The organism is Nostoc sp. FACHB-190 (genome assembly GCF_014696905.1).
GTDB lineage: Bacteria > Cyanobacteriota > Cyanobacteriia > Cyanobacteriales > Nostocaceae > Nostoc_B.
In genome coordinates this window covers 97,605-113,871 of the sequence record NZ_JACJQW010000021.1, presented here as the reverse complement: position 1 = coordinate 113,871, position 16,267 = coordinate 97,605, and the positions used below count along the sequence as shown (strand labels likewise).

The following is a 16,267-nucleotide window of genomic DNA, read 5'->3' as shown; positions in this document are numbered from 1 at the left end:
GGATTAGTTAATTTTAATGGGCAACTGCACCACCAGTTGCTTTTACTTTTTTAATGAATAAAATTGCAATTCCACTGAGTAATAATGCTAGACCAATAAAGTAAAAACAATCATTAAAAGCCATGACAAATGCTTCGCGGCGAACAACATTGGAAATAGATGCGATCGCCTGATTTTGTGCTGTGCTTAAATCTGCACCACGGCTGATAAAATATTGTGTCATTTGGTCAATTCGCTGTTGCGTTTCTGGGTTATATAAAGACACAGCATCGCCTAATCTATTCGAGTGAAATTGCTCTCTATTACTTAATAAAGTTGCTAACACAGCAATTCCAATAGAACCACCCATATTCCGCATCATATTAAATAAACCACTGGCTGAACCTGCATCTTTAGGATTTAACCCAGCAGTTGCAATAGATGTCAGTGGAACCATAATTAATGGTTGTCCCATTGCCCTGACTAATTGTGACCAACGTAATTGATCTAACCCGGTTTGATTAGTCAATCCCGCATTCATAAATGCACTAATAGCAAACAAAGTTACTCCTAATGCCACCATAAAGCGCACATCAATGCGTTGCATAAGTTTGGGAATAAACGGAATAATAAATAACTGGGGAATCCCTGCCCAAATTAACACCTCACCAATTTGCAGTGCGTTATATTTTTGAATTTGAGCCAGATACAAAGGCAAAATATAAATCGAACCATATAAACCTATCCCTAGGGAAACATTTACAACACTAGCTAAACCAAAGTTACGATAACGTAATAAACGTAAATTAATAAATGGTTGCTTACGAGTTAATTCAATCAAGAAAAATAAAGTCAGAAAAATTGCGGCAATAATACTTAAACGTACAATTAATGGTGAGCCAAACCAATCTTTCCGGCTACCTTCTTCCAACACAACTTGTAGGGAACCTAAGCCAATAGCCATTGAAAAAATTCCCCACCAATCACCTTGTTTTAATAACTGAATTTGGGGTTGGACTTGCTTAATCCCATACCAAACACCCGCCAGCATTAATGCACCTGGAAACACATTGATATAAAAGCTATATTCCCAACTATAATTTTCTGTTAACCAACCGCCTAAAGTCGGGCCAATTGATGGAGCGAAAACTGCTGTAATAGCAAATGCGGCAAGTCCTATTGATTGTTTGGCGGGTGGTAAAGTTGTTAACACAACCGTCAAAGCTGAAGGAATTAAAACGCCTCCTGTAAAGCCTTGCAAAGCCCGAAAAACAATCATGGAATTTAAATCCCACGCCCAAGCGCAGCAAATAGAAAAGAAGATAAATAATCCAGTATTAACTAATAAATAAAGTCTGAGGGAAAAAACCCGCGATAACCATCCAGTTAAGGGAATGACGACAATTTCGGCGACAAGATAAGCAGTAGAAATCCAAGAACCTTCTTCTAAAGTTGCACCTAAAGATGCTTGAATTTCTTGCAATGAAGCGTTAGTGATTTGAATATCTAAAACTGCCATAAAGGCACCAAGCATACTGGCTAATACACCAATCCAAGTTCTTAAGGGTATGCCTTCTGGTGCTACAGCCGAAATATTAGCCATAGTCATGCTCCATTTTGAGGGGCGAAGATTGGGAGAATATTAAAAATGTACCATTGATAGGAGGTTGGAGATGACAGAGTTTTTATCTACCGATACTCTCTTAAATCTCTCTGCATCTGGGCGTAAAATAAATCACCAAATTCAACACTAATTTACTTCCTAACTAAAATACCTTTCTGTTCATAAATTGGTATTACCATTTGCCGTAAAGCTGGCAGTTGTCTACTAAAAAATATTGAACCGATAATACAAGCTATACCATCAATAATTAATGTATTAGGAGCGCCAATGATATCTGCAATTCCACCGCCGATTAAATTGCCTATAGGTATCATACCTAAAAATGACATTGTGTATAGACTCATTAACCTTCCACGTTTATCTTCTTCCACGATGGTTTGCAAAAAGGTATTACTTGCAGCAATTTGTAAAATTGTTCCTAAACCGACAAATAGCATTGTGAATAAAGACAATGGTAAAAATCGAGAAACAGAAAATGCAATCAGACCACAGCCTAATATTGCTGGTGCGATCGCAATTAATTTCCCAATGCCTAAAATAGTTTTACGAGTAGCGAGATATATCCCCCCTGATAATGCTCCCACTCCTGATGCTGCCATTAAAAAGCCTAAAGTTTCAGCACCACCTTTAAGGATTGTTTCGGCAAAAACTGGTACTAGAATTGTATTTTGCAACCCCATTAAACTAACTAAAGCTGATAGTAATAAAATGGCGCGAATTGGGGGAAAGCTAAAAGCATAAATAAATCCCTCTTTAACTCTTTTTAAGGGATTACCTGGACTAGACGGCATTTTCCACGGCTTAATGTTCATTGCTAGTAAGCCGACAATCACAGCAATGTAACTCAAGCCGTCGATTAAAAAACAGTAAGCAACACCAACTCTGGCAATTAATAATCCGCCTATGGCGGGGCCAATAAGTCGCGCCCCATTAATCATAGTTGAATTGATGGCGATCGCATTCGCTAAATCTTCTCTGCGTTCAACTAGTTCCGGGACAAATGCTTGTCTGGCTGGTGCATCTAAAGCGTTAATCAATCCTTGTAATAAGCTCAACGCGATGATATGCCAAATTTGAATCATGCCTGTTAGTGTTAGTACAGCTAACGCTAAAGACTGGATCATCGCCATAATTTGCGTACCAATTAAAGTACGATACCGCGAAAAGCGATCTACAAACACGCCACCAAAGGGAGCGAGAAAAAAACTGGGGATTTGACTAGCAAATCCAACTACACCTAGCATTAATGGTGAGTTAGTTAAGTCATACACTAGCCACACCGTAGCCAGTTGAGTCATCCATGTTCCTATTAAGGAAATTCCTTGTCCCGCAAAAAACAAACGATAGTTTTTTGACTGAAAGGCAGGTAGTTGCAACTGTTTAAATTTGGTCATTTGTCATTTGTTATTTGTCAGGAATTGATGCTCATTTCACTCAAGTTCATTACAAACTTTATTTAACTTCCACACTAACTTCCGCAGACATCCCTGGTGTAATCCTGGAGTCGTAACCTTGGATACTCTTTTGGTCTAAAACTATCTTCACAGGAATGCGTTGCACTACTTTGGTAAAGTTACCTGTCGCGTTGTCTGGTGGTAATAAAGCAAATTGAGCGCCGGAAGCCGGGGAAATGCTGTCAACTTTGCCGCTAAAGGTGTGGTGAGGAAAGGCATCGAGTTTGACTTCTACTGGTTGTCCGGGGCGCATTCTTTCTAGTTGGGTTTCTTTAAAGTTGGCTACTACCCAGTTTTCGTTATCAACAATCGCCATTAATGGTGATCCGGCTTGGATTCTATTGCCAATTTCCACGGTTTTTTTACCAACTCGCCCAGCACTAGGGGCAGTAACGTTGGTGTAGGATAACTGCAATTGGGCATCTTTTAAGGATGCTTCGGCTTGAGAAATGGCCGCTTTGGCAGCTTCGTATTGGCTACGTTTGACGCTAGTATCTTGAGTTCCAGCTGTCGCTTGTTGCAATCCACCTTTTGATGCGGCGAGTTTGGCTTGGGCGCTGGTAACACCTTCTTGGGCTTGGGCGAGTCGAGATTGGGCTTGGGCTACTCCAACTTTGGCGGAGGCTAATCTGGCTTGGGCTTGTTCAACTCCTTGGATGGCGGCATTTTTCTGGGCTAAAGCGACATCATAGGCGGCTTTGGCTGCATCCAACTGTTGACGAGCGATCGCACCTTCTTTATATAAGCTGTTGTAACGGTTATAATCTGTTTCCGCTTTTTGCAGGTTGGCGTTGGCTTGGGCTACCTGGGCTTGGGCGGCGGGAATCCCGGCTTGGGCTAATTCCACATCGGCTTGGGCGGCGGGAATCCCGGCTTGGGCTTCTCGTACTGCTGCTTGGGCGGTGGAAATGGCAGATACAGCGCCACTCACATCACCTTGGGCTTGAGTTGTCTTAGCATTGGTGGTTTCCGCCGTTAAGGCAATATTGGCGGCGGCGGCTTCGGCTTGACTGCGGGCGTTGGCTAAGGCGGCGGCGGCTTGCTGCACTTTACTTTCATAGTCACGGGGGTCAAGTTTAACTAGTAACTGTCCCGGTTGCACTTCTTGGTTGTCGTTGACTAAAACTTGAGCAACCGTTCCGGGAATTTTGCTACTAACTTGGTGAACATGCCCGCTAACAGTGGCATTGTCTGTTTCTTCGTGAGAGGAAGCGTATTGCCAGTAGTTATAACCAAATGTACCAGCAGCGATCGCACCTACACCCAACCCCGCCAAAATTAAAGGTAATCGCTTTGAACTACGGGGTTTTTTCTCTGGCTGCGGGTGGACATCGGTTTCCGGTGCTTCTGGCGTGGCGATCGCTGCATCTAAAGTCTCAGTATCAGTAATTATTTCTGTTTCGACAACAGATGTTTTCTCTTTTTTGCGTCCGTTTAATGTGGTTGTTGTCATAGTTAGCTTCTTCCTTGCGGCAATTATTTAGAATACGTACTATTTAGTTGCAAGTAGCTTCTATTCTTTTATTTAGGATGCTAAATATTTTCGCAAATAAATTTATACATAGCTTCACCCAAATGGGCGATTGTCATCCAGCCTTAAGATAGGTTAGCAATGGCTTTATTGAGCAATTGAGAAAAGTATTCCCGGTCATCGGTGGAAATACCACGCATAGCTTCTTCACGTAATTCTGCGGCTAGTGGCGGTAATACTTTTTCTAGTTCCTTACCTGCATCCGTCAACCAGATACGCCAAATTCGGCGATCGTGTACATCTCGTTCTCGACGGACTAAGCCTCGTTCTTCCATCCGGTCTAGTACGCCTGTTAAAGTTCCACCCACCTGCTGCAACTTCTCACCAATACTGGATGTGGGTAAACCATCTTCTTGCCACAAACAACACAGCACCAACCAATGAAATGGTGTTAGCCCAAAAGGTTCTAGTTTGTCAGTCAACTTGCGGGTCAACAGTTGTGAAAGTAGTTTGATTCGATAACCCAAATTGTAAGGCGCTAAAACTTGCTGCCAAGACTCACAAGTAGTAGAATTATTAGGTTGAGTAACCATTATGTAAAATGCTTAGTATGCGTAATATTTAGCATAACTAGAATAACTCATTTTGGCAAGCGGGTGATAGATTTAGCAAGAAATTGGCACAAGAGGTGCGATCGCATACACCATCAAAAGCCACATAACAATTAGCCCCCTCCTCGCCTGCGGGGAGGGGGTTGGGGGTGGGGTTCATCTCTGCAAACAAGCAGCAATATCCTCTAACACCCCCTCTATCCTCTCCATCACATCCTCATTTCTAAATCGCACAACCTGTAACTCTAAACTCTCCAAAAACTCTTGACGTATCGTATCTTCCACTTGGGTGTAATCGTGAATTTCGCCATCCACTTCCACCACTAACCGCGCTTCACTACAGTAAAAATCGACGATAAAACGGTCAATTGTTTGCTGACGGCGGAACTTGAACCCTAAAAGTTGCTTGTGTCTCAACTTCTCCCAAAGTCGCTTTTCTGCTGGAGTTGGTTCACACCGCATCTGTCGCGCCAAGGGTTTGAGTTTTTCCCAAAGTTGAGGTGTGGTTTGCCAAACTTGGCCTGGAACCCCACCCCCTAACCCCCTCCCCGCAAGCGAGGAGGGAGAATTAGAGTTTTTGAGAGGTTTTGGCTTGGAGTTTTGATATTGGGTCATTTGCGCTGTTGGCTAATGAATATTTCATCTATTATTTCCAGTCCGATCGCATTCCCAAAATCAAGTTATAGACTGGATTGTTAAAACCGTTGTGCTAATTGCGGAGTCCGCCCCTTTAAGCCAATCATCAATTTAAGCGCGAATACCTTTAACACTGGAACGCGCTGCATCAACCATAAACCCAAACGCCGCACCGCTACCAAAGGTAGGATTTGGTTAGAAAACATTCTATCTAACAAATCGGTGAACCCTAAAATTGTCAGGTTTTCCAGTTTCCGCCAGCGTTCATAGCGTTTGAGGACTTGAATTTTACCGATATCTTCGCCTTTTTTGTGGGCTGTTTGGATAATTTGGGCGAGGGCGGCTGCATCGCGGATACCGAGGTTTAAGCCTTGTCCGCCGACGGGGTGACAGTTGTGGGCTGCATCGCCAATTAATGCCAAACGGGGGAGGACGTAGCGATCGCTTTGCATCAGTTGGACTTGGAAGACAAAGCGATCGCCAAGTAACTCCAATTTACCCATGTGATCACCGTAGCGGCGGCTCAGTTCTGCCAAAAATTGCTCATCATCCAAAGCACACAAAGCCTTCGCTTCTTCGTGGGGGGCTGTCCAGACAATGCGGCAACGGTTCCCCGGCAGAGGTAAAATTGCAAAGGGGCCACTCGGCCAAAATCTTTCGTAAGCAGTATCGTTGTGGGGTTTTTCTGGTTTGACAAAAGCCACTATACAAGACTGCCAATATTTCCAGCCATGAGTTTTGATTCCCGCCGCTTGGCGAATCGGCGATCGCGATCCATCCGCCGCCACCAATAATTTACTGCGGACTGTGTATGTCTGCTCAGAAATCTTGATATCGATTGCCACTATATCCTGCTGATGCTGTGTATTCACCACCTCAGCCGGACAAAGGTAATTCACATTCGGACATTTCTGGACAAATTCTTGCAATGGCTGTAACAAAGCTTGGTGTTCAGCCACGTAACCCAACTCTGGCGAACTTCTCCCAATATCTGCCGCGTCAAATTCCACCACATCAGGATAGTCAGCATCCGAAAGCCGCACATGACGATATTTGGCGATGTGGGGTAAGATTTTATCCCAAATGCCAATACCTTGGTAAATCAGCGCCGATAGCAGATGCACTGCATAAGCTTGGCCTTTGGCTACAGATGCTGATGTTACCTTCGCCTCAATTAGCAAGATATTCAAACCAGAATCTTTCAAAGCTGCGGCTAGGGTTAACCCAACAATTCCACCGCCGACAATCACCAAATCATAGTCATACCCCCGTTTGTCTGTTGCGGGTTGCTGGGGGGAAATAGTTTGAGTAAACTGCGTTAGCGCCATTGTTAAGAGAAATTAAGCAATCCTAACTATTATTCTTACGCGATCGCCCCCAATAGAGCAAGTTAAAACCTAAACTCTCAATCCTGCCATCAAAATAACTCAGTAATTCATGAATTTTTCTAACTAATTTACTTGGCTTAAATGTCTTAACTGTCTTAACTGTCCGCTTCAAGGAGAGGGAAAGTAAATTTATTGTACAAATACTTGCTGGATTAATAAAGTATTTGTAGTCTAGCTTATGGTAATTTTGGTTACTAAAAAAACATAATTACCATACGCAAAAAGTCTTAATTTAACTTATAAATTATGAGTTGAAGTTTGACATTTTTTGGCTGGGCTAAAACTACTTTATGACCTGAAAACAGAATAATGAAACGTCTTGTAATTTGTTGTGATGGAACTTGGCAACAGTTAACAAATGCCTACCCCAGCAATGTTGTGAAACTGGCTCAATCAGTGAAACCAACTGCAAATGACGGAGTTCCGCAGATTGTATTTTATGATGAGGGAATTGGTACTGAAAATCAAAAGATTTTAGGTGGAGCAACAGGATTAGGAATTGATAGAAATATCGAAGATTGCTATCGATTTCTGGTGCTGAACTATGTTCCTGGTGATGAAATTTATTTGTTTGGCTTTAGTCGTGGTGCTTATACAGTCAGAAGTCTAGCGGGAATGATTTATTGTTCAGGTTTGCTAGACCGACCACATATCACCAAAGCCCATGAAGCGTACGAACTTTATCGGAAACGCAATGTCAAGCCCAAAGATAAAGAAGCTGTAGATTATCGGAACAAATATGGCGATCGCGTTCCGATCACCTTAATTGGTTGTTTTGACACCGTTGGGGCGCTGGGGATTCCTGGGTTAGCCGCCTTCAAAAAAGTTCACGACCAACTGAATCAGCGTTACAGATTCCACGACACCACTTTAAACAAAGATATCCAAAATGCACTGCACGCAATGGCGATCGATGAAATTCGGGAAATCTTTGATGTCACCCCCATGAAACCCCACCCTGAAGCCGAAAAGCAACGGGTAATTCAAAAATGGTTTCCTGGTGAACATGGTTGCGTTGGTGGTGGAACTGAAGAACATAGCGGCTTATCTGATGCAGCCTTACAGTGGATGATTGATTCCGTTGGTGATTTAGGACTGGGACTCGAATTTGATCCAAACGTCATTCCCACAGGGATCAACCCCAATTATAAATGCGAATTTAAGAATGACCCTGGATTCTTTAAATTGGCAGGAATCAAGCTGCGGGATGTCGGCGACGCAATTGAAGAACTACACGACAGCACAATCAACCGTTTAAAAGTTCGCCAAGACTATCGCCCCAAAAATTTACAAAAGATTATTGCCAAACTATTAGACTAAATTCCAATTTAGGCATTTTTGTTTTTACTTGTAATCAATACAGAGGTAAGTATTATGGCTGGTAAAAGAGACACATCCAGAGATGGTTTAAACAACAAAATTCAAACATTTGTTTTAACCCATTTTAAAGGGATTTGGGGATTACTTCAAAGTAATGAATCTATCAAACGGAAAGTAAATAAAGCATTGCTCAATAGTCTCATCTACAAAATTCCCACTCGCCCCAATCCCTACAGTACGATGACACTAGATAAGCATATTCCTGATACAGACAGAGCGAAAAAAACTGATACTTATACTTCCTGGGAATCACTCAACGATCGCACCTATACAGGTAGACACTTACCACCAGATCCCAAACTCAACACGCCGGAAAATCTTCCCAAAGTTGAAGACCTAGCTATTTTATTCCGCAAACGAGACGGTCAAACCATTTACTCTAGCAAATCAACTATGCTGTTTCCCTATTGGGTACAGTGGTTTACCGATAGCTTCCTCCGCATCGATCATCACAACAAATTAAAAAATACATCCAACCATGAAATTGACTTGTGTAATGTTTATGGTTTAACCAGAAAACAAACACATCTTTTAAGAAGCTTTGAAGGTGGTAAATTTAAAACTCAAAAACTCAAACGCCAAGACGGAGTAGAAGAAGAATACCCCCTATTTTATTATTCTGACCCAGCACAAGGTATAGTAGACTCTCAATTTGCTGGTCTTTATGAACCCATCAATGATGAAAAAAGACAGCCAGCCGATAAAAAACAATATATGTTTGCGATGGGAGTAGAACGAGCCAATGTCCAAATTGGCTATGTCATGCTGAATGTTCTTTGTCTGCGCGAACACAATCGTCTGTGTGATGTCTTATCCAAGAATTATCCTGATTGGGATGATGAACGTCTCTTCCAAACCGCCAGAAATATTCTTATGGCAATTATTCTCAAAATTATTATGGAAGAGTACATTAACCACATTACTCCTTATCACTTTAAGCTATTTGCTGATCCAGAAGCTTTTACTAAAGAAAGTTGGTATCGTACCAATCACATGGCCATTGAATTTGACTTTGTTTATCGTTGGCATAGTGCAATTCCTGAAAAATTTGTTTGTAATGGTAAACCAACTCATGTTGTCGAAACTCTCTGGAACAATAAAATATTAATTGACCAGGGTTTAGGCTCATTAATGGAAGAAACTTGTTCGCAAGCAGGGACAAGAATTGGTTTATTCAACACGCCTGATATCTTAGTTGAATTAGCTGAATTACCTTCCATCAGACTCGGCAGAGAACTACAATTAGCCAGCTACAACGATTACCGAGAATTGTGTGGTTTCCCCAGAGTCACCAGCTTTGATCAAATTACTGGTGATGAATTTACTCAACAAAAACTCAAAGAATTCTATGGTCATGTTGATAATATTGAATTCTTTGTAGGACTCTACTCAGAAGATGTGCGACAAAATTCTACGATTCCTCCGTTAGTCGCAAGGTTAATTGGGATTGATGCTTTTTCCCAAGCTCTGACCAATCCTTTACTATCACCGAAAATCTTCAATAAAGATACGCTTTCGCCTATCGGTTGGGAAATCTATCAAACTACCAACACCGTCTCAGATTTAGTAAATCGCAACGTTCCGTCATCAGGTAAAAAGTATAAAGTTACTTTTGACCTGCACAAAGCATAGCCCATTTGAGTTTGATTGATAGAGACAAACAGATCCCCGACTTCTCAAAGAAGTCGGGGATCTAAAACTCTCATGTTTTAATGTAAGTATTCAGGAGTCAGAAGGTTTAAAGAATAAGGAAAAATATTTGATGAATTAATTTGCTAATCCTACAGATAGTTCTAAATTCTGAATTCTGACTCCTCGGTGCTGAATTCTTACGTTTTAATTTAATTCTTCTACTTATCTAGCAACTGCAAAATGAAACTATTTACTGAATATCCAGAACAAGAAGAAGCTAAATACTGTGCTTTGATGAGTGAGCTAGTCAAAAAGAATATGGATAATCTGTACAAAGGTGAAAAGCAGAAAATCGCCAAGCGAGACACTCACTCTAAAACCCACGCGGCTGTTCAAGGTACTTTAGAAATTTTTGACTTTGATGAAGCAGCGATTAAACAAGAATTGCGTCAACGCACTGCATTAACTGAAGCTGAAATTCACGGAATTTCCCTCAAACAAGGTTTATTTGCTCAAGCAAAACAATATCCGGTGTGGTTAAGATTTGCCAGTGGAGCATTTTCAGTCAAAAATGATTATGAAGGCGATACACGCTCGATGGCAGTTAAAATTATAGGTGTAGAAGGAGAACGAATACCCCACAGTCATGAGTTACACACCCATGACATTATTGTTCATAATCATGATGTCTTTTTTGTAAGAACTATTAAAGACTTCTACAGCTTCTTTTTGACAATTTATCGAGCCGGGTTGTTTCCACTTTTTAGGTTGTTGGTGCTAATTTGGCTCAAGTTACATCCCTACGAAGCCACTCTTTTACAAACCAGTTTCAAACGGTTTCCTAAAAGTTTACTCACAGAACGCTATTGGAGTGCTTCAGCTTATGCTGTGGGACTCAAATCAGATTTTGATCCATCCCAAGTAGGTCGAGTTCCTGTAGAATACCCAGCAGTCATTAAATATGGGTTTGTTCCAGTTTCTAGTCAAGCACCTCATCAACCCCTACCTCTAGAGTCAAGACCAGAAAGCGAGCTTCAACGTGTTAAAACTTCTGGTGCAGAGGATAACTATTACCGAGAAGATATTATGCAAGCTTTAGCCAAGCCAGATGCAGAATATACTTGGGATTTCCAAATTCAATTTCAAACTAAACCAGAAATGTCTGTTGATGATTCCACCATTATTTGGAGTGAAGAAGAATCACCCTTTTTTACAATTGGTCGTCTAACGGTTAAACATCAAAAAGTCAATTCTCCCCTAGAAAATGACTTTGGTGAAAATCTCCGATTTTCGCCAGGAAATGGTTTAGCTGTTCATCGTCCTGTTGGTGCAATTAATCGCTTACGTTCTGTTGTGTATCCGATTGTGGCTAATTCCCGTCATACAAAACGGGGAGTCAAATATCAAGAACCGACCAGCGAGACAAAAGTTTAAAACTAGTAAAACTAGTAAAACTAGTAAAACTAGTAAAACTAGTAATTACAAAAAAATCTCGCTGTTATCTACAGATAACAGCGAGTTTCACCCTGATTAATTATTTATCCAGAAAATTGAGAAGATATAAATCTATGTAGAACTGTTATTTGTGAGCCTTGTTAGCAGCAGTATTAGATTTATTAGTTAAATTTGTAGCAGTGTGCTTGTGATGCTTGTGATGCTTTAAGTGTTTTGTATGTTTGCCTGATTTTACCTGACTCTTGCTCTTAGTGATAGCTGCTTTGTGATGAGTTTTACTAGTATCTATTTTAGCTAAAGGTGCTGTTTTAGTAGTAGATGTAGTTTCCGCATGAACAGCAGGTGTAATCACAGCCAGAGGTGAAGAAACTGCCAAAGCTAAGACTAAAACTTTGATGAGGTTTTTCATCGTATTTCCTAATTTCTGCTCGATGAGTTGATGATTTAAATATGCCAGTTACTTATGTCATTTGCTTGTTTTTGATATGGATTTTGTGTGAATTTGAGAAATTTGATCAGTATAAAAAAACTGCCGTTTTTCACAGCAGTTACTATATGCTACAGGGCAACATAGTATAAAAAACAAATTAGGAAAATAAATTTGAAATTTATCTGTTGAAGAATCTAGGATTTGGACAAAAGGTTAGATTTTAGAGTTAATACTGTAGCCTCCTGGAAAATTTTATTTAGAGAAATGGCTGATTAGTCTCCTCTAAAATGCAGATGAAAACAAATAAACATCTTGGAAGTTGAGAAGACTAAAGCCGGAGTAACCTTGAAGCTAATTACTTAGCGAGAATGGACATCTCATCAGTAACTTACAAACAAAACTATCGCAAAGCAGTGTGTCATTATTTTGTTCTGCATATAAATTTTCTGTGTCAAATTGGGCAAAAATGACCAACTGTTTACCACCTGGTTTCTAGATGCTTAAACAACGCTCACAGCCAATAACTGTTCTGACATATCAAAATTAGATGTGACATTCTGCACATCATCTAAGCTTTCTAGAGTATCAATTAATTTGAGGAGCGATCGCGCCTGATCAGAATCTGTAACTTCTACATTATTACTGGGAATCCAGCGCAATTCGGCATCAGTGACTTTAAAGCCTTTGTCTTTCAGGGTTTTGTTGAGAATTTCTAAATTAGCAACCTCGGTGAATACTTCCGCCGTTTCATCTTCGGTCATTTCATAAGACTCAGCGCCGCCTTCTAAAGATGCTTCTAAAAGCTGGTCTTCATCAACCACACCCTGGACAACACACACGCCTTTTTGGTCAAACATCCAGCTAACGCAACCAGTCTCACCCAAATTACCGCCGTTTTTACTAAAAGCCACCCGTAAATCAGCCGCCGTGCGATTGCGATTATCAGTCAAGGCTTCAACTAAAATTGCCACACCACCGGGGCCGTAACCTTCGTAGCGAATTTCTTCCAGGCTATGGTTATCACCGTTAAATGTACCTGCACCTTTAGCGATCGCTCGTTCAATATTATCATTGGGGATACCCGCCGCCTTCGCCTTTTCAATCGCTGTACGTAGTTGAAAATTCCCCGCCGGGTCTGGTACACCATTTCTCGCCGCCACAATAATAGCCCGCGATAACTGCGTGAAAGTTTTTCCTCTTTTAGCATCCACTACAGCCTTTTGGCGCTTAATATTAGCCCATTTACTATGACCTGCCATAACTTGTAACTATTTCCGCTATCTCCAAAGATTAGGATATACAAGTGAAGTATGAAGTGTGAAGTCTGAAGTCTGAAGTATAGAAATTTAACTTTCATTCTTCAAGAGTTGCTATTCCCTGTTAAATTAATGATTCATCTTCTCCAACGAATTTTGGCACGATTTTTGCGTACTAGTCGCACATTTAGGCGCAGAAAAAAGAAATTGCTGCAATATTTTCAGCAATCACTGTTATTACTGCTCATCGGCATAGTTGCTTTAAGTGGATGTCAAACTCTGCGTTCTAGAGTAGAAGCAGGCAAAATTACTCATATTACTTTATGGCATGGGGTGAATCCACCACCAAATCGAGATGTCTTACAAAAGTTGGTAGATAAATTTAACCAAACCCATAAAGATATTCAAGTCGAATCATTATACATTGGGCAACAGGATCAGCAAGCACCAAAAATTTTGGCTGCTGTTGTTGGCAATGCCCCACCGGATTTATTGTGGTACAACCCAACTATTGCTGGACAATTGGTGGAACTAGGGGCGCTAATTCCTGTAGATGAGATGTTAGCCAATTCCCCAGTCAAAAACGAAATTGACCCAACCTTATATGGGGCAATGGAATACAAAGGCCAGTTATGGTCAGTTCCCTTTGCTACCAATAACCTGGGCATTTTTTACCGTCCAAGTTTATTCAAAGCGGCAGGAATTAAAGAACTTCCGCGCAATTGGCAAGAATTTCGCCAAGTTGCCCAAAAATTAACCCGTGATTTTAACAATGATGGGCAAATAGACCAGTATGGAATGTTTCTGCCCTTGGGTAAAGGTGAATTTACAGTTTTTAGTTGGTTGCCATTTATGTGGAGTAGTGGCGGTGAGTTGGTGACTGGTGATGCCCAAAATCCCGCAGGTGTGAGATTAACCGAAAATGCAGGAGCGATCGCAGCTTTACAATTTTGGCGTAACTTAATTACAGACGGTTCCACAATGTTATCTGCCCCAGAACGAGGTTATGAAACAGACCCCTTGTTATCGGGTAAAGTCGCAATGCAAATCAATGGCCCTTGGAATTTAGGTCAATTTCAAGATACTAACGTTGATTTTGGTGTATTTCCCCTGCCAGTGAACCAAAAACCCGCTACAAATATTGGCGGTGAAAACCTCTTCTTATTCAAAACCACGCCAGAACGCCAAAAAGCAACCTTCAAATTTGCGGAATATGCCATGAGTGCTGATTTTCAAACAGAATTAGCCCTCGGAACAGGTTATTTACCAATTAACTTAAAATCCCGCCAAAGCGCCAAATATCAAGAATTTATCGATAAAATACCACAATTACAAGTCTTTTTAGCACAGGCAGAGTATGGCCGGAGTCGCCCGATTTTTCCTGGTTACAATCGCATTTCCGATAGTATCGGACGGGCAGTAGAAGCTGTGTTACTGGGTAAACTTTCGCCAACAGAAGCACTCCAAACTAGTCAGCAACGGCTAGATTTAATCTTTAAATAACTCCAAAATCACCATAATCAAGGGAAAAATCTGAGCAGTGACATCTTCCGCTCAGATTTTGTTGGTGCTGTTCTGTGTCACTATTAACTTCAGCCATATTCACCAACTTTACGCAAATTCTAAAAAAATAATCTGTAAATTTACTCAACTGACTCGGCTGGGAGGGGGAAGTAGGGAGTAGGGGAGTCGGAAAGAGTATTTTTTGGGTGTACTGTGATTTTTATCCAAATTAAATGTAGGACTCATATTTGATTTGGGAAAAAAATCAGTACACCCAGATCAGGCTTCTTTCCTACTCCCTACTCCCCATTCCCTACTCCCTACCTACACAATTAGATTCAGGAATCAAACCATATTCCTATATGAGTCCTCTGCACCCTTACCCAATTGTCCACAGACAACCTCTGTGCATATTTATATTGACGTTATTCCTATAAATAAATTATGATTTTAGATTGTCTGTCTTATTCCTGCTCGGATCAGGTAGACACACCACAAAGGCTAACCACAGCGATTCATCAAGTTTTGATATATCGCCTTCTCTACAAGAGATTTTTGTTAGCTACCTGTACGGCAACTCCAAGGACAATTTAATGACCTACGCGATTATTGAAACTGGTGGTAAACAACTTAAAGTTGAGCCTGGTCGTTTTTACGACATTGAACTGCTAACTGCCCAACCAGACGAAAAAGTTACAATAAATTCTGTACTACTAGTACAACATGACGGTGGACTCAGCATCGGTCAGCCTCTAGTATCTGGGGCAACTGTAGAAGGAACTGTATTGCGCCATTTCCGAGGACGCAAAGTCATAGTCTACAAAATGAAGCCGAAGAAGAAAACCCGCAAAAAACGTGGTCATCGCCAAGAAATTACCAGACTGTTGATTAACTCCATTACTCTCGATGGTCAGGTATTTACAGCATCGGAAGCGGCGGCTGTAGCTGATGATTCCTCTGCGGAAACCACTGCTGAATCATAGAAAAATAAGCATAACAAGGAAATTATGGCTCATAAGAAAGGAACAGGTAGTACACGCAACGGCCGTGATTCTAATGCCCAGCGTCTAGGTGTCAAACGCTTTGGTGGTCAAGTTGTACGTGCAGGTAATATTCTTGTACGTCAACGTGGCACAAAATTTCACCCCGGTAACAATGTAGGTATCGGTAGCGATGACACTTTGTTTGCCTTAATTGATGGCGTTGTCACCTTTGAAAGAAAAGGCAAATCTCGCAAGAAAGTCAGCATTTATCCAGTTGCTGCACCCACTGAAGCCGTAGCCAGCTAGACGCTTGGTTATGTGATTAATTAGCCAGAATGGTTGATAACAAATGAGGGTTGGTCACTTCCACCCTCATTTATTTATCAATGAAGGCAGGAGTTAGGAGGTTATACACCGCACCAAATTTTTAATTTGGTGGCTATTATTCAGGAGGAGTCTGAATCC

14 protein-coding genes are annotated in these 16,267 nt (G+C 41.2%); 6 read left to right on the top strand and 8 right to left on the bottom strand.

Going from position 1 to position 16,267, the window contains the following annotated elements; translation table 11 throughout:
• Positions 1 to 13: 13 nt before the first annotated feature.
• The 6 genes from H6G28_RS21585 to H6G28_RS21560 all read right to left on the bottom strand — a co-directional run bounded on the left by H6G28_RS21585 (position 14) and on the right by H6G28_RS21560 (position 7,103).
• On the bottom strand, positions 14 to 1,582 hold the full coding sequence (locus tag H6G28_RS21585; RefSeq protein ID WP_190673996.1) for a DHA2 family efflux MFS transporter permease subunit: 1,569 nt from the start codon (positions 1,580 to 1,582) through the stop codon (positions 14 to 16).
• A 152-nt stretch (positions 1,583 to 1,734) separates the two neighbouring features.
• The gene (locus H6G28_RS21580; protein ID WP_190673992.1) at positions 1,735 to 2,997 is read right to left on the bottom strand and encodes an MFS transporter; all 1,263 of its coding nucleotides are present in this window, start codon (positions 2,995 to 2,997) and stop codon (positions 1,735 to 1,737) included.
• 58 nt (positions 2,998 to 3,055) lie between these two features.
• The gene (locus H6G28_RS21575) at positions 3,056 to 4,510 is read right to left on the bottom strand and encodes an HlyD family secretion protein (protein WP_190673988.1); all 1,455 of its coding nucleotides are present in this window, start codon (positions 4,508 to 4,510) and stop codon (positions 3,056 to 3,058) included.
• A 143-nt stretch (positions 4,511 to 4,653) separates the two neighbouring features.
• Complete coding sequence (locus H6G28_RS21570) at positions 4,654 to 5,121, bottom strand: MarR family winged helix-turn-helix transcriptional regulator (protein WP_190592657.1); 468 nt, start codon at positions 5,119 to 5,121, stop codon at positions 4,654 to 4,656.
• 174 nt (positions 5,122 to 5,295) lie between these two features.
• On the bottom strand, positions 5,296 to 5,754 hold the full coding sequence (locus tag H6G28_RS21565; RefSeq protein WP_190673985.1) for an endonuclease domain-containing protein: 459 nt from the start codon (positions 5,752 to 5,754) through the stop codon (positions 5,296 to 5,298).
• An 80-nt stretch (positions 5,755 to 5,834) separates the two neighbouring features.
• On the bottom strand, positions 5,835 to 7,103 hold the full coding sequence (locus H6G28_RS21560; RefSeq protein ID WP_190592663.1) for an FAD-dependent hydroxylase: 1,269 nt from the start codon (positions 7,101 to 7,103) through the stop codon (positions 5,835 to 5,837).
• A 369-nt stretch (positions 7,104 to 7,472) separates the two neighbouring features.
• On the opposite strand from H6G28_RS21560, the gene H6G28_RS21555 reads away from it, so the two are divergent.
• From H6G28_RS21555 to H6G28_RS21545, 3 genes are all read left to right on the top strand, one after another.
• Positions 7,473 to 8,483, top strand: a complete 1,011-nt coding sequence (locus H6G28_RS21555) for a T6SS phospholipase effector Tle1-like catalytic domain-containing protein (protein ID WP_190673983.1) — start codon at positions 7,473 to 7,475, stop codon at positions 8,481 to 8,483.
• A 54-nt stretch (positions 8,484 to 8,537) separates the two neighbouring features.
• Positions 8,538 to 10,175: a peroxidase family protein gene (locus H6G28_RS21550; RefSeq protein ID WP_190592665.1), complete on the top strand. Its 1,638-nt coding sequence runs from the start codon at positions 8,538 to 8,540 to the stop codon at positions 10,173 to 10,175.
• Between the two features lie 240 nt (positions 10,176 to 10,415).
• Entirely contained in the window at positions 10,416 to 11,609 is a 1,194-nt protein-coding gene (locus H6G28_RS21545; RefSeq protein ID WP_190592666.1) for a catalase family protein, read from the top strand.
• A gap of 145 nt (positions 11,610 to 11,754) precedes the next feature.
• Here H6G28_RS21545 and H6G28_RS21540 read toward each other — a convergent pair whose 3' ends face one another.
• Positions 11,755 to 12,039, bottom strand: a complete 285-nt coding sequence (locus H6G28_RS21540) for a hypothetical protein (RefSeq protein WP_190592667.1) — start codon at positions 12,037 to 12,039, stop codon at positions 11,755 to 11,757.
• A gap of 521 nt (positions 12,040 to 12,560) precedes the next feature.
• On the bottom strand, positions 12,561 to 13,319 hold the full coding sequence (locus H6G28_RS21535) for a YebC/PmpR family DNA-binding transcriptional regulator (RefSeq protein ID WP_190592668.1): 759 nt from the start codon (positions 13,317 to 13,319) through the stop codon (positions 12,561 to 12,563).
• Positions 13,320 to 13,448: 129 nt separating this feature from the next.
• Here H6G28_RS21535 and H6G28_RS21530 point away from each other — a divergent pair, with 129 nt between their 5' ends.
• The 3 genes from H6G28_RS21530 (at position 13,449) to rpmA (ending at position 16,108) form a co-directional block, all read left to right on the top strand.
• Positions 13,449 to 14,819 (top strand): ABC transporter substrate-binding protein, encoded by a 1,371-nt coding sequence (locus H6G28_RS21530; protein ID WP_190673980.1) that lies wholly within the window; start codon positions 13,449 to 13,451, stop codon positions 14,817 to 14,819.
• Between the two features lie 593 nt (positions 14,820 to 15,412).
• Positions 15,413 to 15,802, top strand: coding sequence for a 50S ribosomal protein L21 (rplU, locus tag H6G28_RS21525; protein WP_190592670.1), 390 nt, complete (start codon positions 15,413 to 15,415; stop codon positions 15,800 to 15,802).
• A gap of 24 nt (positions 15,803 to 15,826) precedes the next feature.
• Positions 15,827 to 16,108 (top strand): 50S ribosomal protein L27, encoded by a 282-nt coding sequence (gene rpmA / locus H6G28_RS21520; protein ID WP_190592671.1) that lies wholly within the window; start codon positions 15,827 to 15,829, stop codon positions 16,106 to 16,108.
• The last annotated feature ends 159 nt before the right edge of the window (positions 16,109 to 16,267 follow it).